Consider the following 26,955-nt stretch of genomic DNA (forward strand, 5'->3'; position numbering starts at 1 on the left):
TGACGCAGCTCAAAAAAAAGGCACGTCGAAGCGGTGACGCGCCTTCCAACAAAAAGGTATGGCAACTGCTTTGTTGGGCCCCCATTGTAGCCAAAACAGTCGGCTGCAAGCGTGACCGGCGGTCCACCCGAAGGGGTGCTTGTACACAGTTTGTCCACAGTCCGTGGACGGGGATCGGACCGCCGCGGTGGCGTGCTCGATCCCGGATGTGCGCACCCGCTTACGCGGTAAGCCTCGTCACTTCGACGGTCGGATCACCACGTACTGGGCCCATTCGCCGCGCCGGAACAGCACGTTGACCGGCTTGGACTTGTCCAGCTTGGCGGCCACCGACTCGAACTGCCTGAGGTCGGCGATGTCGTTGTTGGCGACCGCCAGGATGATGTCGCCCTCGCGCAGGCCGGCCCGGGCGGCGGCGCCGTCGACCGCGTCGACCTTCACGCCGCCCTTGATCTTCAGCTCGCTGCGCTGCTCGGCGGTCAGCTCGCTGACGGTCAGGCCGAGCAGCGTGGCGCTGGCCGGCTTGGGGGCGGCCTTGGGTGCCGGGCTCGGGTCGGCGGCGGGCTTGGCGCTGGCTTCGGCTTCCATCTCGGCAACGACGATGGCGAGTTCGCGTGGGGTGCCGCGCCGCACCACGGTGATCGAGCTCTTGCTGCCCGGGTTGGTGTTGCCGACCAGGCGCGGCAGGTCATTCCACTTCTCCACCGCCTTGCCGTCGAAGCGGGTCACGATGTCGCCCGCTTCCAGTCCTGCCTTGTCGGCCGGGCTGCCGGACTCGACGGAGCGCACCAGCGCGCCCGCCGCCTTGCCCAGGCCGAGCGACTCGGCGACGTCCTTGGTGACCTCGCCGATCTGCACGCCGATGCGGCCACGCACCACGCGGCCCTTTTCGCGCAGCTGGTCGGCGACGCGGCGAGCCTCGTCGATCGGGATCGCGAAGGAGATGCCCATGTAGCCGCCTGAGCGGCTGTAGATCTGCGAGTTGACGCCGACCACCTCGCCGCGCATGTTGATCAGCGGGCCGCCCGAGTTGCCGGGGTTGATCGCCACGTCGGTCTGGATGAAGGGCACCAGGTCGCCGGTGTCACGCGCCTTGGCGCTGACGATGCCGGCGGTCACGGTGTTGTCGAGGTCGAAGGGCGAGCCGATCGCGATGACCCATTCGCCGACACGCAGCTTGCCGACGTCGCCAAGCTTGACGGTCGGCAGCCCGCTGGCCTCGACCTTCAGCACCGCGACGTCGGTGCGCTTGTCCGCGCCGATGATGCGGGCCTTGAACTCGCGCTTGTCGGTCAGGCGGACGTTGACCTCGTCGGCACCGTCGACGACGTGTGCATTGGTCATGATGTAGCCGTCGGCGCTCAGGATGAAGCCCGAGCCCACGCCGCGCGGGGTCTGCTGCTGCTCTTCCTCCTGCTGCTGTCCGGGCGGCGACTGGCGCGGGCCCTGGCGTGGCACCGGCACGCCGAAGAAGCGGCGGAAGAATTCCTGCATCTCCTCGTCAGGACCGGCTTCGGCGCTGTTGCGACCGGCCTTGGCCTTGGCGGTGGTGCGGATGTTGACGACGGCCGGGCCGACCTGCTCGACCAGGTCGGCGAAGTCGGGCAGGCCGCGCACCGCAGCGCTGGCCTGGGCCACCGCGGGCGCCGGGCTGCTCGTCAGGCCGACCGCGAGCAGTGCGGCCAGGCTGGTGCCGAAGGCGGCGAGCAGGCCTGCCGCGCGACGTCGCCAGGGCGACACGCCCGGCGGGACGACGACGTGTTGTTCGGGTTGGCGGACCAGGGTCCGCGACGGGTCAAGGCGCATGCATCTCTCTCCTGAAGGTGAGTTCCGGCGTGACAAGCCCGTCGAAGATGGGCGTCGGCCGGGGCATTTCAAGTCGACGGGAACGTGGCGCGGGCCGCTGCACACCGGCATGCGGGGGTGAGGCGGTGACGGGCGCGGGGGAGCGCGACGGGTCGGGCCCAGGTCAAGGGTTGCGCCGCCGTTCCAGTCGGGTCGCAAAGGTTTGCAGGGTCGCACGCGGCACGTCGCCGACGGCGGTGATCCACCAATCGCCCTGCCGGACGCCCAGCAATTGCGTCGCGCCCTGCTGGCTGGCCTTTTCCGTGCTGCCGTGGCGCGCACCGTCATGCGGTTCGATGAACAGCGAGACGGTGGTGAGACCGTCGGTGAAGACCGCCTGGACGACCTCGCGCGCTGGCCGGCTGGCAGGCACGCCATGTTCGGCCGTGGCTGATGCGCCCGACAGGCCGGGCGGGTGACGCACCGCATAGGACGCCAGGAAGCCGGTCATCGGCTGCGAGAGCGACCAGCCTTCGCGCGCCAGGTCGGTCATGACCACGGCGGGCCGCTCGACCCGGTAGCCCTTGAGCTGGTGCATCTCCGCCAGCAGGGCCTGGGCGGCCGGGCGCTGGATCCAGCGCAGCTCCGAGAAGCCGGCCGACTCCAGCACGCGTCCGTGCTCGTCGAGGATGTCGGTGCGCAGCAGCAGGCCGGTGGCCGAGTCGATCCAGAGCTTCTGCGCGTAGCGCAGGCCGTCGCGCGGCTTGAGCAGCAGGACCGTGGCGTCATGGCCGGCGACGCGGTCGCTGGCGCCGGCCTGCAACTCGTACATGTCGAGCCGCGGCAGGGGCCCGCCGACGATCTGGCCCGGCAGCGGCATGCCGGGGTCGCGCTGCTCGATCAGTGCCGCATGCAGCCGCGGCCACAGCACGTGGACGCGGTCGTTGTGGCGATAGACCTGGCGCAGCTCGCCGTCGAGCGCCTCGATCCGGTCGATCTGGTCACCGGCATGACCGACATGCGTGACCCGCAGGCTGGTGACCTGCGAGCCTGCGCCGACTACGAAGGTGCCCGTGTAGCTGAGCCGGGCCGCCGCGTCCTGGATGCGCTTGACCAGCGCGGCGGCGTCGCCGACCAGGGCCGGCGCGACCACGCTGGCGGCGGCGCCAGCCGCAGGCGCCGCCGGGGCGTTGCCGGCGGCCATGGCCGATGTGGCCTGGACGATCGACAGCAGCGCGGCCGTCGCGCCGAGCCGGCGTGCCGTCATCGTGCGCCCTGTTCCTGGGCGACGCGGCGCAACTGGCCGGGGCCCGGATCGATCGCGAAGCCAGCCGTCATCGCCCGGTGGGCCTGCAGGTAGGACTGCATCGGCACGGCGGGCTCGCCGGATGGGGTGGACGGGCTTGCTGCCTGCCGGTCCGGTGTCTGGGCCAGGCTGGGGGCGGTGGAGACGAGGGCGGGGCCGTTGCCCATGCCAGGGCCCACGTCCTGCGCGGTGGACAGCTCGACACCGCCCTCGGCGGGTTGTGGCAGCTTCAGGACCATCACGCTGACGAAGGCGAGGCCGGCGGCGATGCCGGCCGCAGGAATCGCGTGGCGGCGCCAGGCGCTGCGTGCGACGGTGCGCTGGCTGTTCCGGGCCGGCAGGGCGATGACCTCGGCGCCGGGCACGGGCCCGTCGCTGCGTTCGCGGGACAGCGGCGCCAACACCACCGGCTCTTCGGCCAGGCGTGCGCGGATGGTGTCGAACAGCTGCTGGTCGCGTGACGGGGAGCGGGTTGGCTCACCGGTGCGCAGCACGTCGCCGATCAGGCCGTAGGCTTGCCACTGCTCGCGCAAGTGGACGTCACGCCCCCAGGCCGCGCTCAGGGGCGCGACCTCGTCGCGTTCCAGTTCGCCGTCGAGCAACGCGGAAAGCCGCTCGGCGTCTGGGGCGTTGTCCGGCAGGTTCGGGTCGGTGGTCTCGCTCATGCGGGGCTCCATGCGAGGGGCGTGTTCACCAGCGTTGTCCTTCGGTCGTGCCGAGCAGCGGACGCAGCCGTTTGGCGATGGCTTCCCGGGCCCGGAAGATGCGCGAGCGCACCGTCCCGATGGGGCAGTCCATCGCCTGCGCGATGTCTTCGTACGAAAGTCCTTCGACCTCGCGCAGCAGGACGGCCTGACGCAGGTCTTCGGGCAGCGCCTCGATGGCGGCGTTGACCGTGCGAGCGATCTCGCGGCTGGCCAGCACCGCCTCCGGGGTTTCGCCATCGCTCAGATCGTGTTCGGGCCGGTAAGTTTCGTCGTCGTCCTGCCGTGAACCGGCGAGCGTGGTCTCGTTGATGACGATCTCACGCTTGAGGCTGGCCAGCGTCTTCTTGGCGGTGTTGACCGCGATCCGGTAGAGCCAGGTGTAGAAGGCGCTTTCACCCCGGAACTGCGCCATCGCGCGGTATGCGCGGATGAAGGTCTCCTGGGCCACGTCGGCGACGGTGTCGGGGTCGCGGATGAAGCGCCCGATCAGGCGCTCGATGCGACGTTGGTACTTGACCACCAGCATCTCGAAGGCGCGCACGTCGCCCTGGCGGGCGCGCTCGACCAGCGCGGCGTCCGGATCAGGCTGCATCGCTGTCATGACGACCTTCCGATGCAGGGTGACGGCTGCTCGCCAGTGCGCAGCGCAGCGCATGCCAGCGTGGTCGCGAGGCTTCGGCCGAGACCGCCAGCCAGGCAACCTGCCGGGGCCGGGCCATCCAGCCGCCGGGGGTGGCCGGCGGCGCGTTCGGGACATGGCGCAGCAGCAGCCAGTCGCCCAGGTCGATCACGACGTCCAGCGTGCCCGCGCGCGGCGGCATGCCGGGCGAGAGCAGCTCCCAGGCCTGGCCACGCCAGCGCAAGGCGCGCGCCGACGGATGGCCCAGTCGCCAGAAGGCCGGCGCCAGGCAGAGGGTGGCGAGCAAGGACAGCCATGCCACGAAGATCCATGTCGTTGGCATCGGACCGGCAAGCCGCTGCATCGCCCACCAGCCCAGCTGGGTGACCACGCCAAGCAGGAACGCCGCCGACAGCGCAAGCTGCCAGCGGCGTTCGGGGCCGAGCGGGTAGTGGACGGACACGGATCCAGGGGCGCGCATGGTCGACCCCGGAGGTGTGGAGCGGCTGATCGGTGTCGATCAGACCCGGCGGAACACCAGCGTGCCGTTGGTGCCGCCGAAACCGAAGTTGTTCTTCACCGCCACGTCGATGCGCATCTCGCGTGCCGTGTTCGGGCAGTAGTCGAGGTCGCAATCCGGATCGGGGTTGTGCAGGTTGATCGTCGGCGGCGAGATCTGGTTCTTCAGGCCCAGCACGGTGAAGACCGACTCGATGCCACCGGCACCGCCGAGCAGGTGCCCGGTCATCGACTTGGTGGAGTTCACCACCAGCCGCTTGGCGTGGTCACCGAAGGCCAGCTTGATCGCGTTGGTCTCGTTGGCATCGCCCAGCGGCGTCGAGGTGCCGTGTGCATTGATGAACTGCACCTCGTCGGGATTGACCCCGGCGTTGCGCAGCGCGGCCTGCATCGAGCGACGCGGGCCGTCGACGTTGGGCGCGGTCATGTGGTACGCGTCACCGCTCATGCCGAAGCCGGCGACCTCGGCATAGATCTTGGCGCCGCGCCTGACGGCATGCTCGTATTCCTCGAGCACCATCACGCCGGCACCTTCACCGAGCACGAAGCCGTCGCGGTCCTTGTCCCAGGGCCGCGAGGCGGTCTCGGGATCGTCGTTGCGCGTCGACAGGGCACGGGCGGCCGCGAAGCCACCCACGCCCAGCGGCGAGATGGTCGACTCGGCACCGCCGGCGATCATCACGTCGGCATCGCCGTACTCGATCAGGCGAGCCGCCGCACCGATGCTGTGCAGGCCGGTCGTGCAGGCCGTGACGATGGCCAGGTTCGGACCCTTGTAGCCGCACTGGATCGACACGTGGCCCGAGATCATGTTGATGATCGAGGCCGGCACGAAGAATGGCGAGATCCGGCGGGCACCGCGGTCGCGGTACTCGTCGTGCGTGTTCTCGATCATCGGCAGACCGCCGATGCCCGAGCCCACCATCACGCCGATGCGCTCGGCGAGTTCCTCCGGCAGGGCCTCGCCGGTGGGCAAGCCCGAATCCGCCACGGCCTGCAGCGATGCTGCGATGCCGTAGTGGATGAAGGCATCCATGTGCCGGGCTTCCTTGGCCGGGATGTAGTCCTCGATCCTGAAGTCCTTGACCTCGCCGGCAAATCGCACGGCGAGATTGGACGGATCGAAGCGCTTGATGGGGGCGATGCCGGACCGGCCGGCAATCAGGTTGTCCCAGGACTCGGTCACCGTGTTCCCGATGGGGGTCACGAGGCCGAGCCCGGTCACGACGATGCGGCGACGGGTCATGCGAGAACGTGCTGCAAGAGTGCGCGGGTCGTCAAGCTGAGCGGTGCTCAGGCCTTGACGTTGTTCTTGGCGTAGTCGATCGCCAGCTGGACGGTGGTGATCTTCTCGGCCTCTTCGTCCGGGATCTCGATGCCGAACTCGTCTTCGAGTGCCATCACCAGTTCCACGGTGTCGAGCGAGTCAGCGCCCAGGTCGGCCACGAAGGCCTTTTCGCTCGTGACCTCAGCTTCGGCCACGCCCAGTTGTTCGGCGATGATCTTCTTGACGCGTGCTTCGATGTCGCTCATGACGGGTTCTCCTCCAGGAGGGGGTAACAAAAACAGCCTGCGATTCTAAGGGACCGGAAGATCGGGTCTTCCGGACTCACCCGGTGGCCGTGCAGGACGAAGATCGGCCGGCCGGGTGTACTGAACTGTGAAGGCGCGAGCCTTCGCGAGTGTCGCCGGAACGACGCTCAGTTCATGAACATGCCGCCGTTGACGTGCAATTCCGAACCGGTGATGTAACCGGCGGCCGGCGAGGCCAGGAAGGCCACGGCCTCGGCGATGTCGTCGGGCGAGCCCAGGCGACCGAGCGGGATCTGTGCCATCAGCGCGGCCTTCTGGGCCTCGGGCAGGACCTCGGTCATGTCGGTGGCGATGAAGCCCGGTGCGACGCAATTGACGGTGATGTTGCGGCCACCCAGTTCGCGGGCCAGCGAACGGGTCAGGCCCGCGACGCCGGCCTTGGAGGCGCAGTAGTTGGCCTGGCCCGGGTTGCCGGCCGCACCGACCACCGAGGTGATGTTGATGATGCGGCCCTGGCGCTGCTTCATCATCGGCTTGATGGCCGCGCGGCAGGCGCGGAACACCGCCTTCAGGTTGGTGTCGATGACGGCGTCCCAGCTCTCGTCGCTCAGGCGCATCGACAGCATGTCGCGGGTGATGCCGGCGTTGTTGACCAGCACATGCAGGCCACCATGCTGCTTGACGATGGCGTCGATCGCGCCGTCCAGCGCCGGGCCGTCGGTCACGTTCAGCGCGATGCCGCGGCCGCCGTGCGGGGCCAGCGCCTCGGTGATCGAGGCGGCGCCGGATTCGGTCGTCGCTGTGCCGATCACGGTGTAGCCGCGCTGGGCCAGCGTGGTGGCGATGGCGCGGCCGATGCCGCGGCTGGCGCCGGTGACGAGGGCGATCTGTGCGGGGGTGGACGTCATGTCGGGTTCCGTCTTCTTGTGGGCAAATGCGGTCGGGCGGGGATCAGCCCAGCAGCGTCTTGACCTCGGCCAGGCTGGCCGGATCGAACAGGTTGGCGGCGACGAGTTCGGCGTCGATGCGCTTTACCATGCCGGCCAGGGCCTTGCCGGGGCCGCATTCGACCACATGGCCGATGCCGCGCGCCTTGAGGGCTTGCACGAGTTCGACCCAGCGCACCGGGCCGAAGGCCTGGCGGTAGAGCGCGTCGCGGATCGCGTCGGCGTCGGTCTGCACCGTCACGTCGATGTTGTTGACGACCGGGATCTGCGGCGTCGCGATCGAGATCGAGACCAGGCGCTCGCGCAGCCGCTCGGCCGCCGGCTTCATCAGGCTGGAGTGGAAGGGCGCCGACACCGGCAGCGGCAGCGCGCGCTTGGCGCCGAGCGCCTTCAGGACCTCGCAGCCCTTCTCGACGCCTCCCTTGCTGCCGGCGATGACGGTCTGCTTCGGGTCGTTGAAGTTGACCGCCTCGACCACCTCGCTGCTGTCGGCCATGGCCTGGGCGCAGCCCTGGCGCACCACGTCTGCGTCCAGGCCGAGGATGGCCGCCATGCCGCCCTGGCCGACGGGCACGGCGTCCTGCATCGCCTGTGCGCGCAGGCGCACCAGCGGCAGCGCGTCGGCCAGCGTCAGCGCGCCGGCCGCGACCAGCGCGGTGTATTCGCCCAGCGAGTGGCCGGCCAGCGCCGCCGGTGTGGCGCCGCCGTCGGCGATCCAGGCGCGGTAGCACGCGATGCCGGCGGTCAGCATGACCGGCTGGGTGTTGGTGGTCAGGTCCAGCGCTTCCTTGGGGCCGTTGGCGATCAGCGCGGCCACGTCCTCGCCCAGCGCGGCGCTGGCTTCATCGAGCGTGCTGCGCACGGCGGGGTGGTCGCCCCAGGCCGACAGCATGCCCACCGACTGGGAACCCTGGCCCGGGAAGACGAAGGCGAACGCGGTCATGGTGAGTGTTCCGTTGGGTGGAAGTGGAGGGTGGAGTCTGGTGATCGGGTGGACGTGCCGGCACGGCGACGGCGCGCGTGCTGCCGGCAGCGCGTGTGCCGGTCAGTAGTCGACCAGCACCGCGCCCCAGGTGAAGCCGCCGCCGACGCCTTCGAGCATCAGCGTGTCGCCGCGCTTGACCTGGCCGCTGCGGACGGCGTGGTCAAGGGCCAGCGGGATCGAGGCGGCCGACGTGTTGCCGTGCTCGTCGACGGTCACGACCAGCTTGTCCAGCGGCACCTTCAGCTTCTTCGCGGTGCCCTGCATGATGCGGATGTTGGCCTGGTGCGGGATCAGCCAGTCGATGTCGCTGTCCTGCCGGCCGGCCTTGGCGAGCACCGCGCGGGCCGCACTCTCGAGCACGCCGACGGCCAGCTTGAAGACCGCCTGACCGTCCATGCGCAGCAGCGGCTGGCCGAGGATCTCGCCGCCAGAGACGGTGCCGGGGACACACAGGATCTCGACGTGGCGACCGTCTGCATGCAGGTCGGTCGCGAGGATGCCGGGCGTGTCGCTGGCCGACAGCACGACCGCGCCAGCGCCGTCACCGAACAGCACGCAGGTGGTCCGGTCGTTGAAGTCGAGGATGCGCGAGAAGACCTCCGCGCCGATCACGAGCGCGTTGCGGGCGGTGCCGGTGCGGATCAGCGCATCGGCGGTGGTCAGCGCGTAGATGAAGCCCGAGCAGACGGCCTGGACGTCGAAGGCCGGCGCGCCGCTGGTGATGCCCAGCTTGCGCTGCACGATGCACGCGGTCGACGGGAAGACCATGTCGGGCGTCGAGGTCGCCACGATGATCAGGTCGATGTCGGCGGGCTGCAGACCGGCGGCCTCGATCGCGCGCTGGCCGGCGGTCACTGCCAGGTCGCTCGAGCTGGTGTCGGCGTCGACGAAGTGTCGGGCGCGGATGCCGGTGCGTTCGACGATCCACTCGTCGGTAGTCTCGATGCCGCGCTCGGCCAGCTGGGCGGCCAGGTCAGCGTTCGTGAGGCGGCGGTTCGGCAGGATCGAGCCGGTGCCGGCAATGCGCGTGTGGCGAGACGGAGAGGGTGTGCTCACGGAGTACCTTCAGGCTGCGCCATCCGGACCTCGTCCTGGGGACGGCCCGGCGTGCTCATGCGGCTTGACGCGGCGATGTGGAGACGTCGGCCGCGACCGCGACGGTCGACCCGGGCAGGGTCTTCATCGCGTCGTGGATGCGCTGGTGCACCCGCTCGAGCAGCCGATTTCGGGCGGCATCATAAGCGCGGCTCAAGGCATTCTCGAAGGCCATGACGTCGGCCGAACCGTGGCTCTTGAACACCAGCCCGCGCAGGCCCAGCAGGGCGGCGCCGTTGTAGCGGCGGTGGTCGACGCGGTCCTTGAAGTGCTTCAGCACGGGCATGGCCACCAGCGCCGCGAGCTTGGTCAGCGGCGTGCGGGTGAACTCCTGCTTGATGAAGCTCGACAGCATCGAGGCCAGGCCCTCGGCCGTCTTCAGCGCGACGTTGCCGACGAAGCCGTCGCAGACGACCAGGTCGGTGGTGCCCTTGAAGATGTCGTTGCCTTCGACGTTGCCGTGGAAGTTGATCAGGCCGCTGGCGTGCGCCGTGCGCAGCAGCTCGGCGGCCTGCTTGATCACTTCGCTGCCCTTGATCGTTTCCTCGCCGATGTTCAGCAGCCCGACCGTCGGGGCTTCCTTGCCGTCCACGGCGGCGACCAGGGCGCTGCCCATGATCGCGAACTGGAGCAGGTGGTCGGCGCTGCAGTCGACGTTCGCGCCGAGGTCCAGCATGGTCGTGTAGCCATCGTGCTGGTTGGGCAGGACCGAGGCGATCGCCGGGCGGTCGATGCCGTCGAGCGTCTTGAGCAGGTAGCGGGCGACGGCCATCAGCGCGCCGGTGTTGCCGGCGGACACGCAGGCATCAGCGGGCGCATCGTCGCCCTTGACCTGCTGGATCGCCACCCGCATCGACGAGTCACGCTTCTTGCGCAGCGCGATCTCGACCGGGTCGTGCATCTCGACGACCTCGGACGCATCGATGATCCGCACGCGCGACCAGGCGGCTGCTTCGCTGAGCGCGCCGGGCTTGCCGACGAGGATCAGCTCCGCCGCAGGGTGCTTGTCGAGAAAGGCCTTGCACGCCGGCAGCGTGACCGAAGGACCATGGTCACCACCCATGCAGTCCACCGACAGGCGGACCGGGCGATTTGGGCGGGCAGGAACGTCCACGACGACAGGGCTTGCGGGCAGGGTGGTCACGACGGGCGCATCCGCTTCAGGAGCAGCGCGTCATCGCGGAACCTGCCGTCTGGCGTCGGCCGTGGCCTTGCCGGACGCAAGGCTGCGACGCCACGCAAGCGAGGGTGTGGGTGATCGGTGACGAAAGGACCAGGGGACGCCAGATCAGGCGTCGGCCTTGGTCTTCAGCACCTTGCGGCCACGGTAGAAGCCGTTCGGGCTGATGTGGTGGCGCAGATGCACCTCGCCGGTGGTCGGCTCGATGGCCGTGCCCGGGTTGGTCAGGGCATTGTGCGAACGGTGCATGCCGCGCTTGGAAGGCGACTTCTTGTTTTGCTGAACGGCCATGGCGGACTCCTGGAATCTGGTAGCCGGATCCCGAAGCGCCTCGAGTGATGCCGCCCGGCTGCATCGACACCTGTCGACCGCCGAGTCAGGCCCCATGGCGTGGGTCCGAACGGAAAAGCCCGCGATTCTATCACCGCCCGGAGCGGCTGCCCAGACACCTTGGTGGACGGGCCTGAACAGACGCGTCGCGCGCCGTCGACGGGCCGGGTGGCGTCATCCGCCCGACTTCTTCAGGACGGCCAGTTTCGCGAACGGGTTGGGGCGTGCCTCGGCATCTTCCGCGTCGGCGACGTCGGCCTCGAAGGTGACCGGAACCGGCTTCGGGCAGGTCTCATGGCGCGGCACGATGGGCAGGGCCAGCAGCACCTCGTCCTCGATCAGCGCCACCAGGTCGAAGGCCCGGCTGAGCACCAGCACGTCCTCGTCGGACTCGGCGTCCAGTTCGGCGGCGGACTTCTCGTCGGCCGCGAACAGGAAGGGTCGGTCGATCTCGACCGGGATGCTCACGGTGTCCAGGCAGCGCTGGCATTCCAGCGGCACCTCGGTCTCGATGCGCAGGTCGACCCAGACTTCCTCGGGCGCACCGGTGCGCTGGTGGATCTGGCCGCTGGCTTCCCAGCGGACCTCGCCGGCGAGGTCGCCATGCAGCTGGGCGGCGATGCGTTCGAGGTCCTGCAGCGCGATCGCGCCCGTGAGCGTCTCGCCCGACTCGGCGAAGGCGCGGACATCGAGACGGCGGGGCTTGTGTTCGGTCTTCATCACGCGAGTTTACGTGTCGACCCCGTGTCGACCGCCCGCCGCGCCGCGCGTCGGAGCGGCAACAATCCGCGCCTGATCCACGCCCCCTCGCCCGCCGTGCCCGACCCGAACGTTCCCTTGCCGTCGCCGTTGCCCAGTGCGCGGACGCGCCTGATCCTGGCCTCCACGTCGCCCTACCGGCGCGAGCTGCTGGCGCGATTGCGGCTGCCCTTCGAGGTCGTCGCGCCGCAGGTCGACGAGACGCCACGGCCCGGCGAGACGCCGGCTGCGCTGTGCGAGCGGCTGGCATTGGCCAAGGCCCGCGCGGTCGCCAGGCTGCATCCACAGGCGCTGGTGATCGGCTCGGACCAGGTGGCCGCGTGTGACGGTGAGCCGGTCGGCAAGCCGCACACGCACGAGCGCGCCGTCGCGCAGCTGCTGCGGTTCAGCGGCCGAGCCATCACCTTCCACACCGGCCTGGCGCTGGTGCGCGCGGTCGATGGCCACGAGCAGGTCGTGCGCGTGCCGGTCGAGGTGACCTTCCGCATGCTGGACCGGACCGAGATCGAGACCTACCTGCGCCTCGAGCAGCCCTACGACTGCGCCGGCAGCGCCAAGTGCGAAACGCTGGGCATCGGCCTGCTCGACGCCATCCGCAGCGACGACCCGACCGCGCTGGTCGGCCTGCCGCTGATCGCCACCTGCCGTCTGCTGCGCGCAGCCGGCCTGAACCCTGTCCTGACCGCCGGAGCGTTGCATGGCTGAACCGTCTGCCGGCGCCGTGCGCCCGGGTCGTCTCTACCTGGTCCCCAACACGCTGGACCATGGCCTGCCCGCCGAGCTGTCGCAGGCGCTCGACGTCCAGCAGGTGCTGCCGCTCGGAGCCTTGCAGGTGGCGGCCGGGCTGGGTCACTGGGTGGTCGAGAACGCACGCAGTGCGCGGGCGCTGCTCAAGCGCGTCGATGCGGTCGTGCCGCTGGCGCAGCCGCTGCAGTCCCTGCAGATGACCGAGCTGCCGCGCCCGCCCAAGGGCGGTGCCAAGGCGCCCGAGCCGAACTGGAAAGCCCTGCTGGCGCCGGCGCTGGCCGGTCACGACATCGGCCTGCTGTCCGAGGCCGGCCTGCCCGCCGTCGCCGATCCGGGCGCGCGGCTGGTCAGCGAGGCCCATGCGCTGGGCGTGCCGGTGCTGCCGCTGTCGGGGCCGAGCGCGCTGATCCTGGCGGTCGCGGCCAGTGGGCTGAACGGGCAGAGCTTTGCCTTCGTCGGCTACCTGCCGGTCGACAAGGCCGAGCGGGCCCAGCGCCTGCGCGAGCTGGAGACCCACTCGCGCCGCTGGCAGCAGACCCAGCTGATGATCGAGACCCCCTACCGCAACGCGGCGCTGGTCGAGGCCCTGTGCGCGACGCTGTCGCCCGACACGCGCCTGAACATCGCCTGTGGCCTAACCTTGCCGGGCGGCCACAGCCTGACCCGCAAGGTGGCCGAATGGCGCCGGTCGCCGCCGCAGCTGCCGGCCGATCTGCCGGCCGTGTTCTCGTTCCTGGCCATCTGAGCGCGTCGGGCCGTCGGGCGGGCATGAAAAAACCGCCGGCCCGGAATGGGTGCGGCGGCTGTCGGGGTGCCGATCTGGCCTGTCGGGCCGATCGGCGGATCGCTGGGGTCAGGCCGCAGGCGGCTTGCCACCCAGCAGCGAGGCAACCTTGCGCTTCTGCTTGACGAGTCGACCGAAGCCGGTGCTGGGCTGGCTGGCCGGCGCGTTCGGCACGCTGCCTTCCCAGCCGGGCTGCGCGTTCGGATCGGCCTCGTAGGGTCGGTCGAAGAAGGGGTCGGCATGGTGCCGCGAGCCGGAACGCTGCGGGCGCGGCGCGTAGCTCGGTGGCGGCGTGCTGGCCGGTGCGCTGGCCGACACACCGGCCTGCGCATGGTCGGCGGCACGGGCCGGCGCGGCGTCGGGCACCTCGTCGAACTCGCGGCGGCGCGGCCGGCGCGCGGGGCGGTCGTCTTCCAGCTCGATGGCCTCGAGGTCGATCTTCTTCTTGATCAGCTTCTCGATGTCGGCGACCAGGCGGGCGTCGTCGCGCGTGGCCAGCGACACCGCCAGGCCCGAGGCACCGGCCCGGCCGGTGCGGCCGATGCGGTGGACGTAGTCCTCGGCGTTGAACGGGATGTCGAAGTTGAAGACCGCCGGCAGGTCCGCGATGTCCAGGCCGCGGGCGGCGACGTCGGTGGCCACCAGCAGGTCGACTTCGCCGCGCTTGAAGGCTTCGAGTGCCTTCAGGCGCTCGTCCTGCGACTTGTCGCCGTGCAGCGCGGCCGTGCGCAGGCCGTCACGCTCGAAGCTGCGGGCCAGGCGGGCCGCGCCGAGCTTGGAATTCACGAAGATGATGGCCTGCGACAGCTCGCGCTGGCGCAGCAGCTGGCGCACCACCGCGCGCTTGTCGTCGTCGGTGACGCTGTAGAAGCGCTGCTCGACGTTGGTCGCCGTGGCGTTGGGCCGCGCGACCTCGACCAGCACCGGGTCCTGCAGGTAGCTCTGCGCGAGCTTCTTGATCTCGGTCGAGAAGGTGGCCGAGAACAGCAGCGTCTGGCGCGACTTGGGCAGGTAGCTCAGGATGCGCTGCAGGTCGGGCAGGAAGCCGATGTCGAGCATCCGGTCGGCCTCGTCGAGCACGACGTACTCGACCTGGCCGAGCTGGCAGTTCTTGATCTGGATGTGGTCCAGCAGCCGGCCCGGCGTCGCGATCAGCACCTCGACGCCGCGCTTGAGCTCGGCCGTCTGCGGCGCCATGTCGATGCCGCCGAAGACGCAGGCCACGCGCAGCTGCGAGTGCTTGGCGTAGGCCTTGATGTTGTTGGCGACCTGGTCAGCCAGCTCGCGGGTCGGGGCCAGCACCAGCGCGCGAACCGGGTGACGGGCCGGCGAGGCGCTGGCGTTCTCGTGCCGCATCATCTTGTGCAGCAGGGGCAGGGAGAAGGCGGCGGTCTTGCCGGTGCCGGTCTGCGCGGCACCCATGACGTCACGGCCGGCCAGGACGATCGGGATCGCCTTGGCCTGGATCGGCGTCATGGTCTCGTAGCCGGCATCCGCGACGGCTCGCAGGAGTTTCGGATGCAGGGGCTGCGCGTCGTAGCGGACGGGCGCCGGCGGCTCTTGCGGCACGTCGGCCGCGACAGGATTTTCTGGATTCACGCGCGGATTATCGTGCGGACTCGGCCAGAGCGGCCGGCGCACGGTGCTGTACCAGCACCTTCGGGGTCCGGAACAGGACGATCGCGCGGTACAGCGCGAGGTAGGTGCCGCAAAACACCAGCGCGCTCAGTTGCAGCATCGCGCTGTCGTCCCACCACAGCACCGCCGGCACGGCGGCCAGCGAGCACAGACCCCACAGATAGGGGGAAGTCATGGAGTTGCGCCGAAGCATCGTCGCCGTGTCGCGCTTGCCGACCGCCCAGCGCATCAGGCGGCGGTAGATCAGGCTGTGCAGGTGGCTGGCGTCGGGCTGGCCCATCGGTCGGCCGCGCAGCACCTTGCGGCGATACATGGTGAAGACCGTCTCGAAGATCGGGTAGATGCACAGCAGCAGCGGGAACATCGGCGAGACGTCGGCGTTGCGGTGCACCAGCAGGATGCCGATCTCGGCCACCCAGAAACCCATGAAATAGGCCCCGCCGTCGCCCAGGAAGACCAGGCCGAAGGGGTAGTTCAGGACGAAGAAGCCGAGCACCGAGCCCAGGCCGATCAGCGCCAGGCGGAAGATCATCTGGTCGCCGACCTGCCAGGCCACGTAGGCCATCGCGCCGAGCATGATGGCCAGGCACATGGAGGCGAGGCCGTTGAAGCCGTCGATGATGTTGACCGAATTGGCCACGCCGGCCACCGCGAACAGCGTCACCAGGGCAGACACGCCGGCGATCTCCAGCAGCGGATCGATGCCGACGATGTCGGTGCGGACGATCTCGGCGCCGGCCAGCCAGAGCGCCACGGCGGCGGCGAGGGTCACGGCCAGCAGGCGCTGACGCGGGGTGACCTTCTTGGTGAAGTCCTCGATCAGCCCGGCCCCGAAGGCGATGACGCCGGCGGCGATCAGCGCCAGCTTGGTCTCGGTCTCGCTGCCCGGCATGAACAGGCTGTAGACCATGCCGACCAGCATTCCGCACATGATGCCGACGCCGCCGATGCGGGGCACCGCGCGGGCGTGGAATTTCTGCGGACCGCTGCGGTCATGGTCGCCAGAGAAGCGGCCGTGCAACCGGGCCGAGCTCACGATCAGCAGGGTCCCAAAGAGGGCAGCGGCGAACGACAGGAGGAAGAGACGCATGGTCATGGATAGGCTGTCCCGATCAGGAGTGCGCATGATTGGAGCGGCGGCTCTTGCCGCCAAGGAACAAAATCACGGCCCTGGTGAGGGGTCGGCAAGCTATCACATTTCTCATTTTTTCCGACTGAACCGTCAGATCAAGGCCAAGCTGCGTCAGTCCAGCAAAGATTTTTGACGCTTTGCGCGATCGTCGAACGAAGCAACTACCGCAGTTCCTGCCACCATTTCGGTCTTTGCCATTCCTGGAAACCCATGATCTTCGTCACCGGCGGTGCCGGCTTCATCGGAAGCAACTTCGTGCTCGACTGGCTCGAGCAGTCGCAGGAACCTGTCCTGAACCTCGACGCCCTGACCTACGCGGGCAACCTCGAGAACCTGGCGTCGATCCGGCATGACCCGCGCCATGTGTTCGTTCATGGCGACATCTGCGACCGGCCGCTGGTCGACCGCCTGCTGGCCGAGCACCGGCCGCGCGCCATCGTCCATTTCGCGGCCGAAAGCCATGTCGACCGCAGCATCCATGGCCCGGGCGCCTTCATGCGCACCAACATCGAAGGCACCTACGCGCTGCTGGAGGCGGCGCGTGCGCACTGGTCGGCGCTGGACGCCGGCGAGCAGGCCGCCTTCCGCTTCCACCACGTCTCGACCGACGAGGTCTACGGCTCGCTCGGCGCGACCGACCCGGCCTTCACCGAAAGCCATCCCTACGAGCCGAACAGCCCGTACTCGGCCAGCAAGGCCGCCAGCGACCACCTCGTGCGCGCCTGGCACCACACCTACGGGCTGCCGGTGGTGACCACCAACTGCAGCAACAACTACGGGCCCTATCACTTCCCCGAGAAGCTGATCCCGCTGATGATCGTCAACGCCCTGGCCGGCAAGCCGCTGCCGATCTACGGCGACGGCCAGAACGTGCGCGACTGGCTCTACGTGCGTGACCATGCCAGCGCGATCCGCGCGGTCCTGGCCGGCGGCCGGCTCGGCGAGACCTACAACATCGGCGGCTGGAACGAGAAGACCAACCTCGAGATCGTGCACACCCTGTGCGACCTGCTCGATGAACTGTGCCCCGACCCGGCTGGCAGCTACCGCCGCCTGATCACCTACGTCAAGGACCGCCCTGGCCACGACCGCCGCTACGCCATCGACGCGCGCAAGGTCGAACGCGAACTGGGCTGGCGCCCGGCCGAGACCTTCGAGACCGGCGTGCGCAAGACCGTGCAGTGGTACCTCGACCATGCCGACTGGGTCGCGCATGTCCAGAGCGGCAGCTACCGCGACTGGGTCGACCAGAACTACACCGCCCGCCAGGCCGGCTGATCGATGCACACGACCCCGAAGATCCTGCTGCTGGGCAAGAACGGCCAGCTCGGCTGGGAACTGCAGCGCGCGCTGGCGCCGCTCGGCACCGTGATCTCGCTGGACCGCCACTCGACCGAAGGCTGCGGTGACCTCGCCGACCTCGACGGCCTGGCGGCCACCGTGCGCGCCCTCCGGCCTGACGCGGTCGTCAATGCCGCGGCCTACACCGCCGTCGACAAGGCCGAGGCCGACGCCGGTCTCGCCCGTCGCGTCAACGCCGAGGCCCCCGCCGTGCTGGCCGAGGCCGCCCGCGAGAGCGGCGCCTGGCTGGTCCACTACAGCACCGACTACGTCTTCGACGGCGAAGGCCAACATTTCCGCGACGAGGACGAGCCGACCGGCCCGCTCAACGTCTACGGCCGGACCAAGCTCGACGGCGAGCTGGCGATCCGCCGCAGCGGCTGCCGCCACCTGATCCTGCGCACCAGCTGGGTCCATGCGGCCCGCGGCGGCAACTTCGCCCGCACCATGCTGAGGCTGGCTGCCGAGCGCGAGCGCCTGACCGTCGTCGACGACCAGTTCGGCGCGCCGACCGGTGCCGACCTGCTGGCCGACCTGAGCGGCCACATGCTGCGCGACGCGCTGCGCCGGCCGGCCGATGCGGCCGCGCTGACGGGCGTCTACCACGCCGTCGCGGCAGGCGAGACCAGCTGGCATGCCTACGCCAGCCACGTCATCGACTGGGTGCGTCGCCACGGCCAGGCCCTGGCCGTGCGCGAGATCGCCCCCGTGCCCGCCAGCACCTTCCCGACGCCGGCACGCCGGCCGCACAACTCGCGCCTGTCGACCGCCCGGCTGCAGCAGGCCTTCGGGCTGGTGCCGCCGCCGTGGCAGGACGGCGTCGACCGCATGCTGGCCGAGGTGCTGGCGCCGCGCTGAACCCGTCTCCCAACCCCAAGATCCGACCCAGGGACAAGACATGAAGAATCGCAAGGGCATCATCCTCGCCGGTGGCTCCGGCACCCGGCTGCACCCGGCCACGCTGGCGGTCAGCAAGCAGCTGCTGCCGGTCTACGACAAGCCGATGGTCTATTACCCGCTGTCGACGCTGATGCTGGCCGGCATGCGCGACGTGCTGGTCATCTCGACGCCGCAGGACACGCCGCGCTTCCAGCACCTGCTGGGCGACGGCAGCCAGTGGGGCATGAACCTGCAGTACTGCGTCCAGCCCAGCCCGGACGGCCTGGCGCAGGCCTTCATCCTCGGCCGCGACTTCGTCGGCGGCGACCCGAGCGCGCTGATCCTGGGCGACAACATCTACTACGGCCATGACCTCGTCGGCCTGCTCGACAGCGCCAGCAGGCGCACCACCGGTGCCTCGGTCTTCGCCTACCACGTGACCGATCCGGAGCGCTACGGCGTGGTCGCCTTCGACGACCAGCGGCGTGCCCTCAGCATCGAGGAAAAGCCGCGCCAGCCCAAGAGCAACTACGCCGTCACCGGCCTGTACTTCTACGACGAGCAGGTTTGCGACATCGCCGCCAGCATCGCGCCCAGCCCGCGCGGCGAGCTGGAGATCACCGACGTCAACGCGACCTACCTGCGCCAGAACCAGCTCGACGTCGAGATCATGGGCCGCGGCTACGCCTGGCTCGACACCGGCACCCACGACAGCCTGCTGGAGGCCGGCCAGTTCATCGCCACGCTGGAAAAGCGTCAGGGCCTGAAGGTGGCCTGCCTGGAGGAAATCGCCTTCCGCCAAGGCTGGATCGATGCCGCGCAGCTCGAGCGCCTGGCCCAGCCGCTGCTGAAGAACGGCTATGGCCAGTACCTGCTCAAGGTCCTGCACGAACAGACTTTCTGAGACCGGCCCTTCGAGCCGTCATGACCCTCATGAACATCCTCCGCACCGAACTGGACGGCCCGCTGATCCTCGAACCGAAGGTGTTCGGCGACGCACGCGGCTTCTTCATGGAAAGCTGGAACCAGCGTGGCTTCGACGCCGCCGTCGGCCACCCGGTCACCTTCGTGCAGGACAACCACAGCCGGTCCGCTCGCGGCGTGCTGCGTGGCCTGCACTACCAGCTGCCGCCGCATGCGCAGGGCAAGCTGGTGCGCTGCACCCAGGGCCTCGTCTACGACGTCGCGGTGGACCTGCGCGCCAGCAGCCCGACCTTCGGCCGCTGGGCCGGTGTCGAACTGAGCGGCGAGAACCACCGGCAGTTCTGGATCCCGCCGGGTTTCGCGCACGGTTTCCTGGTGCTCAGCGAGAGCGCCGACTTCCTCTACAAGACCACGGCCTTCTACGATCAGCCGTCCGAGGCGGCGCTGCGCTGGGATGACCCGTCGGTGGCCATCACCTGGCCGCTGGACGGCATCGAGCCGCTGCTGTCGGGCAAGGACGTGGTCGCACCGCTGCTGGCCGATGCCCGCCGTTTCGATTGAACGTCAGCCCGGCTGACACCGGACCTCCAAGATGAGCAACATGACCCTGACCCTCCAACCCGTCATCATGGCCGGCGGCAGCGGCACCCGGCTGTGGCCGCTGTCGCGTGCGGGCTACCCGAAGCAGTTCCTGGTCCTCGACGACAGCAACCGCAGCCTGTTCCAGCAGGCCGCCCTGCGCCTGCAGGGCCTGGCGGCGCCGGACCTGGCGGTGCGCGCGCCCCTCATCGTCGGCAACGAGGAACACCGCTTCCTGGTGCTGGACCAGCTGCGCGAGGTCGCCTGCGAGCCCCGCGCCGTGCTGCTCGAACCGATCGGTCGCAACACCGCCCCGGCGATCACGCTGGCCGCGCTGCAGGCCGAGGCCGATGGCGGCGACCCGATCCTGGTGGTCACTGCGGCCGACCACATCGTCGCCGACACGGCCGCCTTCACCGCCGCGCTGCAACGCGCCGCACGCGCCGCTGCCGGCGGGGCCGTGGTGGTGCTGGGCATCACGCCCGACCGGCCCGAAACCGGCTACGGCTACATCCGCAGCACGCCGGGGGGCGGTGGTGCCGCTGGCGCCGATGTCGCCGATGTTGCTCAGGTGGCCCAGTTCGTCGAGAAACCCGACCTCGCCACCGCCGAGCGCTACCTCGCCGAGGGCGACTACACCTGGAACAGCGGCATGTTCGTGCTGCGGGCGTCGACCTGGCTGACCGCGCTCGACCGCTTCCGTCCCGACATCGCCGGCGCGACCCGCGTCGCCTTCGCGGCAAGCCAGACCGATGCCAAGTTCGTGCGCCCCGGCAAGGACGCCTTCGCCGCCGTGCCGGCCGAATCGATCGACTACGCCGTCATGGAACGCTGCCCCGGCAGCGCCTTCGACATCCGCATGGTCCCGCTGGCTGCCGGCTGGAGTGACCTGGGCGCCTGGGACGCCGTCTGGCAGGCGGCGGCCAAGGATGCCGACGGCAATGCGGCCCACGGCGACGTCATCGCGATGGACAGCCGCAACACCCTCGTGCATGCCACCAGCCGGCTGGTCAGCGTGGTCGGGCTGGACGACGTCATCGTGGTCGAGACGCCCGACGCCGTCATGGTGGCCGACCGCGCCCGCAGCCAGGACGTCAAGAAGATCGTCCAGGCGCTCGGCGCCCAGCAGCGCGGCGAGCAGAACCTGCACCGCAAGGTCCACCGACCCTGGGGCTGGTACGACAGCATCGACATGGGCCCGCGCCATCAGGTCAAGCGCATCATGGTCAAGCCCGGCGCCTCGCTGAGCCTGCAGATGCACCACCACCGCGCCGAGCACTGGATCGTCGTCAGCGGCACCGCCGAGGTGACCAACGGCGACAAGGTGATGATCCTCAGCGAGAACCAGTCGACCTACATCCCGCTGGGCCAGACCCACCGGCTGGCCAACCCCGGCAAGGTGCCGCTCGAGATCATCGAGGTCCAGTCCGGCAGCTACCTCGGCGAGGACGACATCGTCCGCTTCGAGGACACCTACGGCCGCCAATGAACCACCCCAACGACATGATGAATCCCGACGCCAGGATCTACGTCACCGGCCATCGCGGCATGGTCGGCAGCGCCATCGTGCGCCGCCTGAAGGCCGGTGGCTACACGAACATCATCACCCGCACCCATGCCGAGCTCGACCTCATCGACCAGCGTGCGGTCCACGACTTCCTGGCCGAACAGAAGCCCGACTACATCTTCATCGCGGCGGCCAAGGTCGGCGGCATCCAGGCCAACAACCTCTACCGCGCCGACTTCCTCTACCAGAACCTGCTGATCGAATCGAACCTCATCCACGGCGCCCACCTGGCCGGCGTGCAGCGGCTGATGTTCCTGGGCAGCAGCTGCATCTACCCGCGCGACTGCCCGCAGCCCATCCGAGAGGACTACCTGCTGACCGGCCCGCTGGAGCCCACCAACGAGCCCTACGCGATCGCCAAGATCGCCGGCATCAAGCTGGCCGAGAGCTACAACCGCCAGCACGGTCGCCAGTACATCTCGGCCATGCCGACCAACCTGTACGGCCCGAACGACAACTACGACCTCGCCAACAGCCACGTGCTGCCGGCGCTGCTGCGCAAGGCCCACGAGGCCCGCCTGCGCGGCGATGCCGAATACGTCGTCTGGGGCACCGGCACGCCGATGCGCGAGTTCCTCTATGTCGACGACCTGGCCGACGCCTGCGTTCACCTGATGCAGACGGGCTACGACGGCCCGCTGGTCAACATCGGCACCGGCACCGACGTCACCATCCGCGAGCTGGCCGAGACCGTCATGGACATCGTGGGCTTCCAGGGCCGCATCGTCTTCGACACCAGCAAGCCCGACGGCACGCCGCGCAAGCTGCTCGACGTCAGCCGCCTGGCCGACCTCGGCTGGCGCGCACGCACCCCGTTGCGCGAGGGCATCCGCCTGGCGTATGAGGCGGCGCCCTTCCAGGCCGCAAGGGGCTAGACGCGGATGATCGTGTCCGCGTACTTCGCAACGGTCGCATCGTGGGTCATGCGCCGCAAGCCGAGGCGCGCTGCCTGCGCGACCAGCAGCCGGTCGAATGGATCGCCGTGCAGCGCCGGCAACTTCTCGACGGCAGCTGCCACGTCGGCGCTGATGTCGAGGACCTCATACCCCGACGCCTTGAACCAGGCGAGCGCCTGTGATCCCGAGACCGGCATGTTCCCCTTGCTGAGCGCATGCTTGATCGCGATCTCCCACACCGAAACGGCGCTCACGGCAACCGTGTTGGCCGGTTCGAGGATCAGGCTGCGCGCCGGGGGACTGAGGCGAGCGTCGTCGGCCAAGGCCCAAAGCGCGATGTGCGTGTCCAGCAGCAGGTCCACCGTTCAGTCCTCCTCGAACTGCCGGGCGATCCGTTCGGCATCGATGTCGATGTCATCGGGCACCTCGAATTGGCCGCGAGCCGCACCGATGCGGCGTGATGGGTCCGGCACGGACCGGATCGGGACGAGACGGGCGGCAGGACGCCCTTCGCGCTCGATCACCACTTCGAGCTCCAGACCCGACTCGATCACCTCCACCAGCCGAGCCAGCGTGGAGGTCGCTTCGTTCACGTCGACGGTCCGCATGCCCAGTCCTCCGAAAGAAGTGCACGGGTTGATTGTCCACCCGGTGCCACACCACCCGCTCTCCCGAGCCCGATGATTCCCTCCGAGACCACCATGACCCAAGCCAAAGTTGCCCTCATCACCGGCGTCACCGGCCAGGACGGCGCCTACCTTGCCGAGTTCCTGCTGAAGAAGGGCTATGTCGTTCACGGCATCAAGCGCCGTTCCAGCCTGTTCAACACCGACCGGATCGACCACCTCTACCAGGACCCGCACGTCGAGCACCGCAACTTCGTGCTGCACTACGGCGACCTGACCGACTCGACCAGCCTGGTGCGCATCGTCCAGCAGGTCCAGCCCGACGAGATCTACAACCTGGCCGCACAGAGCCATGTGGCGGTCAGCTTCGAGGAGCCCGAATACACCGCGAACGCCGATGGCATCGGCGCGCTGCGGCTGCTGGAGGCGATCCGCATCTGCGGGCTCGAGAAGAAGACCCGCTTCTACCAGGCCAGCACCAGCGAGCTGTACGGCCTCGTGCAGGAGATCCCGCAGAAGGAGACCACGCCCTTCTACCCGCGCAGCCCGTATGCCGTGGCCAAGATGTACGCCTACTGGATCACGGTTAACTACCGCGAGGCCTACGGCATCTACGCCTGCAACGGCATCCTCTTCAACCATGAGAGCCCCATCCGCGGCGAGACCTTCGTGACGCGCAAGATCACGCGCGCCGTGGCCCGCATCGCGCTGGGCCTGCAGGACTGCCTCTACCTCGGCAACATGAGCGCGCTGCGCGACTGGGGCCATGCGCGCGACTACGTCGAGATGCAGTGGCTGATGCTGCAGCAGCAGCAGGCCGAGGACTTCGTCATCGCCACCGGCGTGCAGTACAGCGTGCGCCAGTTCGTGAGCCGTGCGGCGGCCGAACTGGGCATCGAGGTCGCCTTCGACGGCGAGGGCGAGAACGAGTTCGGCTACGTCAAGGCCGTGACCGGCAACAAGGCCAAGGTCAAGGTCGGCGACGTCATCGTCAAGGTCGACCCGCGCTACTACCGCCCGACCGAGGTCGAGACGCTGCTGGGCGATCCGACCAAGGCCCGCACCAAGCTCGGCTGGACGCCGCAGACGACCTTCGAGGAACTGGTCAAGGAAATGATCGAGAGCGACTACACGGCGGCCCGCAAGGACAGCCTGGTGAAGCTGGCGGGCTTCCAGGCGTTTGATCACCACGAGTGACGGACCAAGCCGTCGCCGGCCCGGCGACCGGCGGCCGATGTCTGGTTAGGCCTCGGTTCAGGTTCATCGCCTGAGCCCAGGCTTAACGCCCGGCACCGCAACGGCCAACCAAGAAGCATTACCGCTTTCACTGTCGGCTTGCCACGCACGCGTGGCCACGGGATTGTCGGGAGTCCACGGTCTGAGTTTTCATCTACCCAACGTCAACACCGGACGGCCGCTGAGCGGCTGTCCTTTTTTCAGACTCTGGGGAAAAGAACTCGTGGCCACCTACATCACCGTCGACGATGTCGTCTTCAGCGAAGGCGATGCCTCCGCCGTCTTCACCTTGCGCATTGCCAGCCAGGGCACGCCCGCAGCCAATCCTTTCGATATCACCTACTCGGGCATGGATGGCCTGTCCATCGGCGGTGCGAACTACTCGCTCCCGAACGCGCTCGTCACGATCAACCCGGGTGACAGCACGGCGACCATCGCGGTCGACCTGACCCGTGACCTGCTGATCGCCAACCACTTCGCCGGCTTCCAGCTCCAGCTCAGCACCACCGACCCCGACGTGGTGTTCTCGAACAACCTCGTGACCGCGACCCTGGTCGAGTCCAGCGCGGCCGCCGTCGTCGCCCTGCCGGTCCTGACGCCGGGCGACGTGGTGGTCGACGAATCGGCCGGCATCGCCACCGTCTACGTGACCCTGGACGCGCCCTCGGCCTCCGCCGTCAGCGTGGCCTACACCACCCAGAACGCCACCGCCACGGCCGGCAGCGACTACACCGCCACCAGCGGGACGCTGACCATCGCAGCCGGCGCGACGGTTGGCCGCATCGACATCCCGATCACGCCGGACAGCGACATCGAGGGCCGCGAGCTCATCAGCGTGCTGTTCTCCAGCCCCTCCGGCGCGACGCTGGCCGACGACCTCGTGCATGTCATCGTGCAGGACAGCAGTGCGGCGACCGACCCGTCGCCGACCCTCAACGTCCAGGGCGGCGTGGTGGGCGAGCACCAGGGCTACGTCGACTTCCTCGTCACGTTGAGCGCTCCCAGCGTCGCCGACGTCACCGTGACCTACCAGACGGCCGACGGCACCGCCCTGGCGCTGGTCGATCCGGTCACCGCCGCCAACGACTACATCTCCGCCGTCGGCACCCTGACCTTCGCACCGGGCGAGGTTTCCAAGGTCGTGCGCGTCCTGGTCAACGACAACGCCGTGCAGGACGGCGCGGCCCTGCGCACCTTCACGCTGGACCTGAGTGCCGCCGGTGGTGGCGTGCTGGGCGTGTCCAGCGCGACCGCGACGCTGGTCGACAACGAGGCCGTCATCACGACCATCACGCAGACCGCCAGCAGCAACGGCGACATCCTGGCCGGCACCGTCTACACGGACAGCCTGGTCGGCGGCAGCGGCAACGACGTGCTGGACGGCCGGGCGGCCGGTGACACCATGATCGGCGGCGCGGGTGACGACACCTACATCGTCGAACAGGACGGCGGCCTGGTTCAGGAAGAGCGGGACTACAACGGTTCCGGCCTGGATGCCGGCGGCTATGACACCGTCATCAGCTACCGCGACTCGGGCGGCATCGGCGCTTTCGTCGAGAAGCTGGTGCTGGCCGGCACGGCTGTCGTGGCCGGCTCGACGAGCAGCTACGGCTACGGCAACGGCATCAACAACGTCATCGTCGGCAACACGGTCAACAACTGGCTCGAAGGCGGCGCGGGCAACGACACGCTGGACGGCGGCATCGGCAACGACACGCTGTACGGCGGCATCGGCGACGACACCTACCTCGTCAACGATGCCAACGACGCCGTGGTCGAGCGCTTCTTCGCGCCCGGCGACATCAACAACGACGGTGGCAACGACACCGTCATCGCCTCGGTCAGCTTCGGCCTGAGCCAGAACATCCGTGCCGAGAACATCGGCACCTACGACCTGGTCGAGAACCTCGTCCTGACCGGCACCGCGAACCTCGACGGCACCGGCAACGCCATCGCCAACGCGATCACCGGCAACACCGGCAACAACCGCCTGGACGGCGGCGCAGGCATCGACACCCTGACCGGTGGCCTGGGCAACGACACCTACGTGGTCGACGACAGCGCCGATGTCGTCACCGAGGCGACGGGCGAAGGCACCGACAGCGTCGAGGCCAGTGCCAGCTTCGCGCTGGGCACGGGTCTCGAAAGCCTGACCCTGACCGGCAGCGCCAACATCGACGGCACCGGCAACGGCGACGCCAACACCATCACCGGCAACACCGGCAACAACCGCCTGGACGGCGGCGCCGGCGCGGACGCGCTGATCGGCGGCGCGGGCAACGACACCTATGTGTACGACGCGCTCGACACCATCACCGACAGCAGCGGCACGGCTGACACGCTGGAGATCGGGCAAAGCTACACGCTGGCCATCAGCGGCATCGAGAACGTGACGCTGACCGGCACGGCCAACGTCGACGCCACCGGCGACGGCAACGCCAACGTGCTGACCGGCAACAGCGGCACCAACACCCTGAGCGGCCTGGGCGGCAACGACACGCTGGACGGCGCAGCGGGTGCCGACGTGCTGGTGGGTGGCCTGGGCGACGACAGCTACGTGCTGGACGCGGCCGACACCATCACCGAATCCGCCGGCCAAGGCAGCGACACCATCCTGACCGCCGCCAGCTACGCGCTGGCGGTCGCGAACGTCGAGAACGTCACGCTGACCGGCAGCGCCAACGTGGACGCGACCGGCGATGCCGTGGCGAACCGGCTGACGGGCAACAGTGGCAACAACACCTTCAACGCCGGTGACGGCAACGACACCGTCGTTGGCGGCGATGGCAACGACTTCATGATCGGTGGTACCGGTGCAGACTCGCAGATCGGTGGCACCGG

The 26,955-nt window shown here is 69.1% G+C and carries 28 protein-coding genes; 11 read left to right on the forward strand and 17 right to left on the reverse strand.

Annotated features, from left to right (window positions below):
- Positions 1-237 precede the first annotated feature (237 nt).
- From Q8X39_RS04180 to Q8X39_RS04240, 13 genes are all read right to left on the reverse strand, one after another.
- Positions 238-1,806, reverse strand: a complete 1,569-nt coding sequence (locus tag Q8X39_RS04180; protein ID WP_305748383.1) for a DegQ family serine endoprotease — start codon at positions 1,804-1,806, stop codon at positions 238-240.
- 163 nt (positions 1,807-1,969) lie between these two features.
- A complete protein-coding gene (locus tag Q8X39_RS04185; RefSeq protein ID WP_305748384.1) occupies positions 1,970-3,052 on the reverse strand; it encodes a MucB/RseB C-terminal domain-containing protein in 1,083 nt (360 codons plus the stop codon).
- Positions 3,049-3,756: a sigma-E factor negative regulatory protein gene (locus Q8X39_RS04190; protein ID WP_305748385.1), complete on the reverse strand. Its 708-nt coding sequence runs from the start codon at positions 3,754-3,756 to the stop codon at positions 3,049-3,051. Before Q8X39_RS04190 ends, Q8X39_RS04185 begins: the two co-directional genes overlap by 4 nt.
- A 25-nt stretch (positions 3,757-3,781) precedes the next feature.
- A complete protein-coding gene (gene rpoE / locus Q8X39_RS04195) occupies positions 3,782-4,399 on the reverse strand; it encodes an RNA polymerase sigma factor RpoE (RefSeq protein WP_305748767.1) in 618 nt (205 codons plus the stop codon).
- Positions 4,380-4,898 (reverse strand): hypothetical protein, encoded by a 519-nt coding sequence (locus Q8X39_RS04200; RefSeq protein ID WP_305748386.1) that lies wholly within the window; start codon positions 4,896-4,898, stop codon positions 4,380-4,382. The genes rpoE and Q8X39_RS04200 overlap by 20 nt, the downstream gene beginning before the upstream one ends.
- Positions 4,899-4,937: 39 nt before the next feature.
- On the reverse strand, positions 4,938-6,182 hold the full coding sequence (fabF, locus tag Q8X39_RS04205) for a beta-ketoacyl-ACP synthase II (protein WP_305748387.1): 1,245 nt from the start codon (positions 6,180-6,182) through the stop codon (positions 4,938-4,940).
- A 47-nt stretch (positions 6,183-6,229) separates the two neighbouring features.
- Complete coding sequence (gene acpP, locus Q8X39_RS04210; RefSeq protein WP_012345645.1) at positions 6,230-6,469, reverse strand: acyl carrier protein; 240 nt, start codon at positions 6,467-6,469, stop codon at positions 6,230-6,232.
- 167 nt (positions 6,470-6,636) lie between these two features.
- On the reverse strand, positions 6,637-7,377 hold the full coding sequence (gene fabG / locus Q8X39_RS04215) for a 3-oxoacyl-ACP reductase FabG (RefSeq protein WP_305748388.1): 741 nt from the start codon (positions 7,375-7,377) through the stop codon (positions 6,637-6,639).
- A gap of 43 nt (positions 7,378-7,420) precedes the next feature.
- Positions 7,421-8,359, reverse strand: a complete 939-nt coding sequence (gene fabD / locus Q8X39_RS04220; RefSeq protein ID WP_305748389.1) for an ACP S-malonyltransferase — start codon at positions 8,357-8,359, stop codon at positions 7,421-7,423.
- A 102-nt stretch (positions 8,360-8,461) separates the two neighbouring features.
- On the reverse strand, positions 8,462-9,457 hold the full coding sequence (locus Q8X39_RS04225; protein ID WP_305748390.1) for a beta-ketoacyl-ACP synthase III: 996 nt from the start codon (positions 9,455-9,457) through the stop codon (positions 8,462-8,464).
- Between the two features lie 55 nt (positions 9,458-9,512).
- Positions 9,513-10,610 carry a phosphate acyltransferase PlsX gene (gene plsX, locus Q8X39_RS04230; protein WP_369538091.1) on the reverse strand — a complete coding sequence of 366 codons (1,098 nt, stop codon included), beginning with the start codon at positions 10,608-10,610 and terminating at the stop codon, positions 9,513-9,515.
- A 174-nt stretch (positions 10,611-10,784) separates the two neighbouring features.
- Positions 10,785-10,967: a 50S ribosomal protein L32 gene (gene rpmF, locus Q8X39_RS04235; protein ID WP_130483482.1), complete on the reverse strand. Its 183-nt coding sequence runs from the start codon at positions 10,965-10,967 to the stop codon at positions 10,785-10,787.
- A gap of 213 nt (positions 10,968-11,180) precedes the next feature.
- Complete coding sequence (locus tag Q8X39_RS04240; protein WP_305748391.1) at positions 11,181-11,726, reverse strand: YceD family protein; 546 nt, start codon at positions 11,724-11,726, stop codon at positions 11,181-11,183.
- 96 nt (positions 11,727-11,822) lie between these two features.
- Between Q8X39_RS04240 and Q8X39_RS04245 the strand changes: the two genes are divergently transcribed.
- On the forward strand, positions 11,823-12,470 hold the full coding sequence (locus Q8X39_RS04245; protein ID WP_305748392.1) for a Maf family nucleotide pyrophosphatase: 648 nt from the start codon (positions 11,823-11,825) through the stop codon (positions 12,468-12,470).
- Positions 12,463-13,257, forward strand: coding sequence for an SAM-dependent methyltransferase (locus tag Q8X39_RS04250; RefSeq protein ID WP_305748393.1), 795 nt, complete (start codon positions 12,463-12,465; stop codon positions 13,255-13,257). The genes Q8X39_RS04245 and Q8X39_RS04250 overlap by 8 nt, the downstream gene beginning before the upstream one ends.
- Before the next feature lie 108 nt (positions 13,258-13,365).
- Here Q8X39_RS04250 and Q8X39_RS04255 read toward each other — a convergent pair whose 3' ends face one another.
- Positions 13,366-14,895 carry a DEAD/DEAH box helicase gene (locus Q8X39_RS04255; RefSeq protein WP_407067963.1) on the reverse strand — a complete coding sequence of 510 codons (1,530 nt, stop codon included), beginning with the start codon at positions 14,893-14,895 and terminating at the stop codon, positions 13,366-13,368.
- A gap of 7 nt (positions 14,896-14,902) precedes the next feature.
- Positions 14,903-16,030 carry an MraY family glycosyltransferase gene (locus tag Q8X39_RS04260; protein WP_369538092.1) on the reverse strand — a complete coding sequence of 376 codons (1,128 nt, stop codon included), beginning with the start codon at positions 16,028-16,030 and terminating at the stop codon, positions 14,903-14,905.
- Positions 16,031-16,058: 28 nt separating this feature from the next.
- Between Q8X39_RS04260 and Q8X39_RS04265 the strand changes: the two genes are divergently transcribed.
- The 7 genes from Q8X39_RS04265 to fcl all read left to right on the forward strand — a co-directional run bounded on the left by Q8X39_RS04265 (position 16,059) and on the right by fcl (position 22,231).
- Complete coding sequence (locus Q8X39_RS04265; RefSeq protein WP_305748394.1) at positions 16,059-16,199, forward strand: hypothetical protein; 141 nt, start codon at positions 16,059-16,061, stop codon at positions 16,197-16,199.
- Positions 16,200-16,276: 77 nt separating this feature from the next.
- Positions 16,277-17,344, forward strand: a complete 1,068-nt coding sequence (gene rfbB, locus Q8X39_RS04270) for a dTDP-glucose 4,6-dehydratase (protein WP_305748395.1) — start codon at positions 16,277-16,279, stop codon at positions 17,342-17,344.
- Positions 17,345-17,347: 3 nt separating this feature from the next.
- Positions 17,348-18,265, forward strand: a complete 918-nt coding sequence (rfbD, locus tag Q8X39_RS04275; protein WP_305748396.1) for a dTDP-4-dehydrorhamnose reductase — start codon at positions 17,348-17,350, stop codon at positions 18,263-18,265.
- A 40-nt stretch (positions 18,266-18,305) separates the two neighbouring features.
- Positions 18,306-19,190, forward strand: coding sequence for a glucose-1-phosphate thymidylyltransferase RfbA (gene rfbA, locus Q8X39_RS04280; protein ID WP_305748397.1), 885 nt, complete (start codon positions 18,306-18,308; stop codon positions 19,188-19,190).
- A 29-nt stretch (positions 19,191-19,219) separates the two neighbouring features.
- A complete protein-coding gene (gene rfbC, locus Q8X39_RS04285) occupies positions 19,220-19,771 on the forward strand; it encodes a dTDP-4-dehydrorhamnose 3,5-epimerase (protein WP_305748398.1) in 552 nt (183 codons plus the stop codon).
- A 40-nt stretch (positions 19,772-19,811) separates the two neighbouring features.
- Positions 19,812-21,278, forward strand: coding sequence for a mannose-1-phosphate guanylyltransferase/mannose-6-phosphate isomerase (locus Q8X39_RS04290; protein ID WP_305748771.1), 1,467 nt, complete (start codon positions 19,812-19,814; stop codon positions 21,276-21,278).
- Positions 21,279-21,295: 17 nt separating this feature from the next.
- Positions 21,296-22,231 (forward strand): GDP-L-fucose synthase, encoded by a 936-nt coding sequence (gene fcl, locus Q8X39_RS04295; RefSeq protein WP_305748772.1) that lies wholly within the window; start codon positions 21,296-21,298, stop codon positions 22,229-22,231.
- On the opposite strand, the gene Q8X39_RS04300 is transcribed toward fcl, so the two are convergent.
- Positions 22,228-22,614: a type II toxin-antitoxin system VapC family toxin gene (locus Q8X39_RS04300; RefSeq protein ID WP_305748399.1), complete on the reverse strand. Its 387-nt coding sequence runs from the start codon at positions 22,612-22,614 to the stop codon at positions 22,228-22,230. The two genes, fcl and Q8X39_RS04300, sit on opposite strands and share 4 nt — an antisense overlap.
- Before the next feature lie 3 nt (positions 22,615-22,617).
- Positions 22,618-22,860 (reverse strand): type II toxin-antitoxin system Phd/YefM family antitoxin, encoded by a 243-nt coding sequence (locus tag Q8X39_RS04305; protein ID WP_305748400.1) that lies wholly within the window; start codon positions 22,858-22,860, stop codon positions 22,618-22,620.
- A 93-nt stretch (positions 22,861-22,953) separates the two neighbouring features.
- On the opposite strand from Q8X39_RS04305, the gene gmd reads away from it, so the two are divergent.
- Entirely contained in the window at positions 22,954-24,075 is a 1,122-nt protein-coding gene (gene gmd, locus Q8X39_RS04310; protein ID WP_305748401.1) for a GDP-mannose 4,6-dehydratase, read from the forward strand.
- Positions 24,076-24,337: 262 nt separating this feature from the next.
- On the forward strand, positions 24,338-26,955 hold a 2,618-nt coding region (locus Q8X39_RS04315), incomplete at its 3' end, for a beta strand repeat-containing protein (protein ID WP_305748402.1).

It is taken from the genome of Leptothrix discophora, from assembly GCF_030705305.1.
GTDB lineage: Bacteria > Pseudomonadota > Gammaproteobacteria > Burkholderiales > Burkholderiaceae_C > Sphaerotilus > Sphaerotilus discophorus.

What these genes read in the sequence shown, in the direction of transcription:
- Q8X39_RS04180 (WP_305748383.1), bottom strand. Translation starts at nt 1,806, where the DNA reads ATGCGCCTTGACCCGTCGCGGACCCTGGTCCGCCAACCCGAACAACAC.
- Q8X39_RS04185 (WP_305748384.1), bottom strand. Translation starts at nt 3,052, where the DNA reads ATGACGGCACGCCGGCTCGGCGCGACGGCCGCGCTGCTGTCGATCGTC.
- Q8X39_RS04190 (WP_305748385.1), bottom strand. Translation starts at nt 3,756, where the DNA reads ATGAGCGAGACCACCGACCCGAACCTGCCGGACAACGCCCCAGACGCC.
- rpoE (WP_305748767.1), bottom strand. Translation starts at nt 4,399, where the DNA reads ATGACAGCGATGCAGCCTGATCCGGACGCCGCGCTGGTCGAGCGCGCC.
- Q8X39_RS04200 (WP_305748386.1), bottom strand. Translation starts at nt 4,898, where the DNA reads ATGCGCGCCCCTGGATCCGTGTCCGTCCACTACCCGCTCGGCCCCGAA.
- fabF (WP_305748387.1), bottom strand. Translation starts at nt 6,182, where the DNA reads ATGACCCGTCGCCGCATCGTCGTGACCGGGCTCGGCCTCGTGACCCCC.
- acpP (WP_012345645.1), bottom strand. Translation starts at nt 6,469, where the DNA reads ATGAGCGACATCGAAGCACGCGTCAAGAAGATCATCGCCGAACAACTG.
- fabG (WP_305748388.1), bottom strand. Translation starts at nt 7,377, where the DNA reads ATGACGTCCACCCCCGCACAGATCGCCCTCGTCACCGGCGCCAGCCGC.
- fabD (WP_305748389.1), bottom strand. Translation starts at nt 8,359, where the DNA reads ATGACCGCGTTCGCCTTCGTCTTCCCGGGCCAGGGTTCCCAGTCGGTG.
- rpmF (WP_130483482.1), bottom strand. Translation starts at nt 10,967, where the DNA reads ATGGCCGTTCAGCAAAACAAGAAGTCGCCTTCCAAGCGCGGCATGCAC.
- Q8X39_RS04240 (WP_305748391.1), bottom strand. Translation starts at nt 11,726, where the DNA reads ATGAAGACCGAACACAAGCCCCGCCGTCTCGATGTCCGCGCCTTCGCC.
- Q8X39_RS04250 (WP_305748393.1), top strand. Translation starts at nt 12,463, where the DNA reads ATGGCTGAACCGTCTGCCGGCGCCGTGCGCCCGGGTCGTCTCTACCTG.
- Q8X39_RS04260 (WP_369538092.1), bottom strand. Translation starts at nt 16,030, where the DNA reads ATGACCATGCGTCTCTTCCTCCTGTCGTTCGCCGCTGCCCTCTTTGGG.
- Q8X39_RS04265 (WP_305748394.1), top strand. Translation starts at nt 16,059, where the DNA reads ATGATTGGAGCGGCGGCTCTTGCCGCCAAGGAACAAAATCACGGCCCT.
- rfbB (WP_305748395.1), top strand. Translation starts at nt 16,277, where the DNA reads ATGATCTTCGTCACCGGCGGTGCCGGCTTCATCGGAAGCAACTTCGTG.
- rfbD (WP_305748396.1), top strand. Translation starts at nt 17,348, where the DNA reads ATGCACACGACCCCGAAGATCCTGCTGCTGGGCAAGAACGGCCAGCTC.
- rfbA (WP_305748397.1), top strand. Translation starts at nt 18,306, where the DNA reads ATGAAGAATCGCAAGGGCATCATCCTCGCCGGTGGCTCCGGCACCCGG.
- rfbC (WP_305748398.1), top strand. Translation starts at nt 19,220, where the DNA reads ATGAACATCCTCCGCACCGAACTGGACGGCCCGCTGATCCTCGAACCG.
- Q8X39_RS04290 (WP_305748771.1), top strand. Translation starts at nt 19,812, where the DNA reads ATGACCCTGACCCTCCAACCCGTCATCATGGCCGGCGGCAGCGGCACC.
- fcl (WP_305748772.1), top strand. Translation starts at nt 21,296, where the DNA reads ATGAATCCCGACGCCAGGATCTACGTCACCGGCCATCGCGGCATGGTC.
- Q8X39_RS04305 (WP_305748400.1), bottom strand. Translation starts at nt 22,860, where the DNA reads ATGCGGACCGTCGACGTGAACGAAGCGACCTCCACGCTGGCTCGGCTG.
- gmd (WP_305748401.1), top strand. Translation starts at nt 22,954, where the DNA reads ATGACCCAAGCCAAAGTTGCCCTCATCACCGGCGTCACCGGCCAGGAC.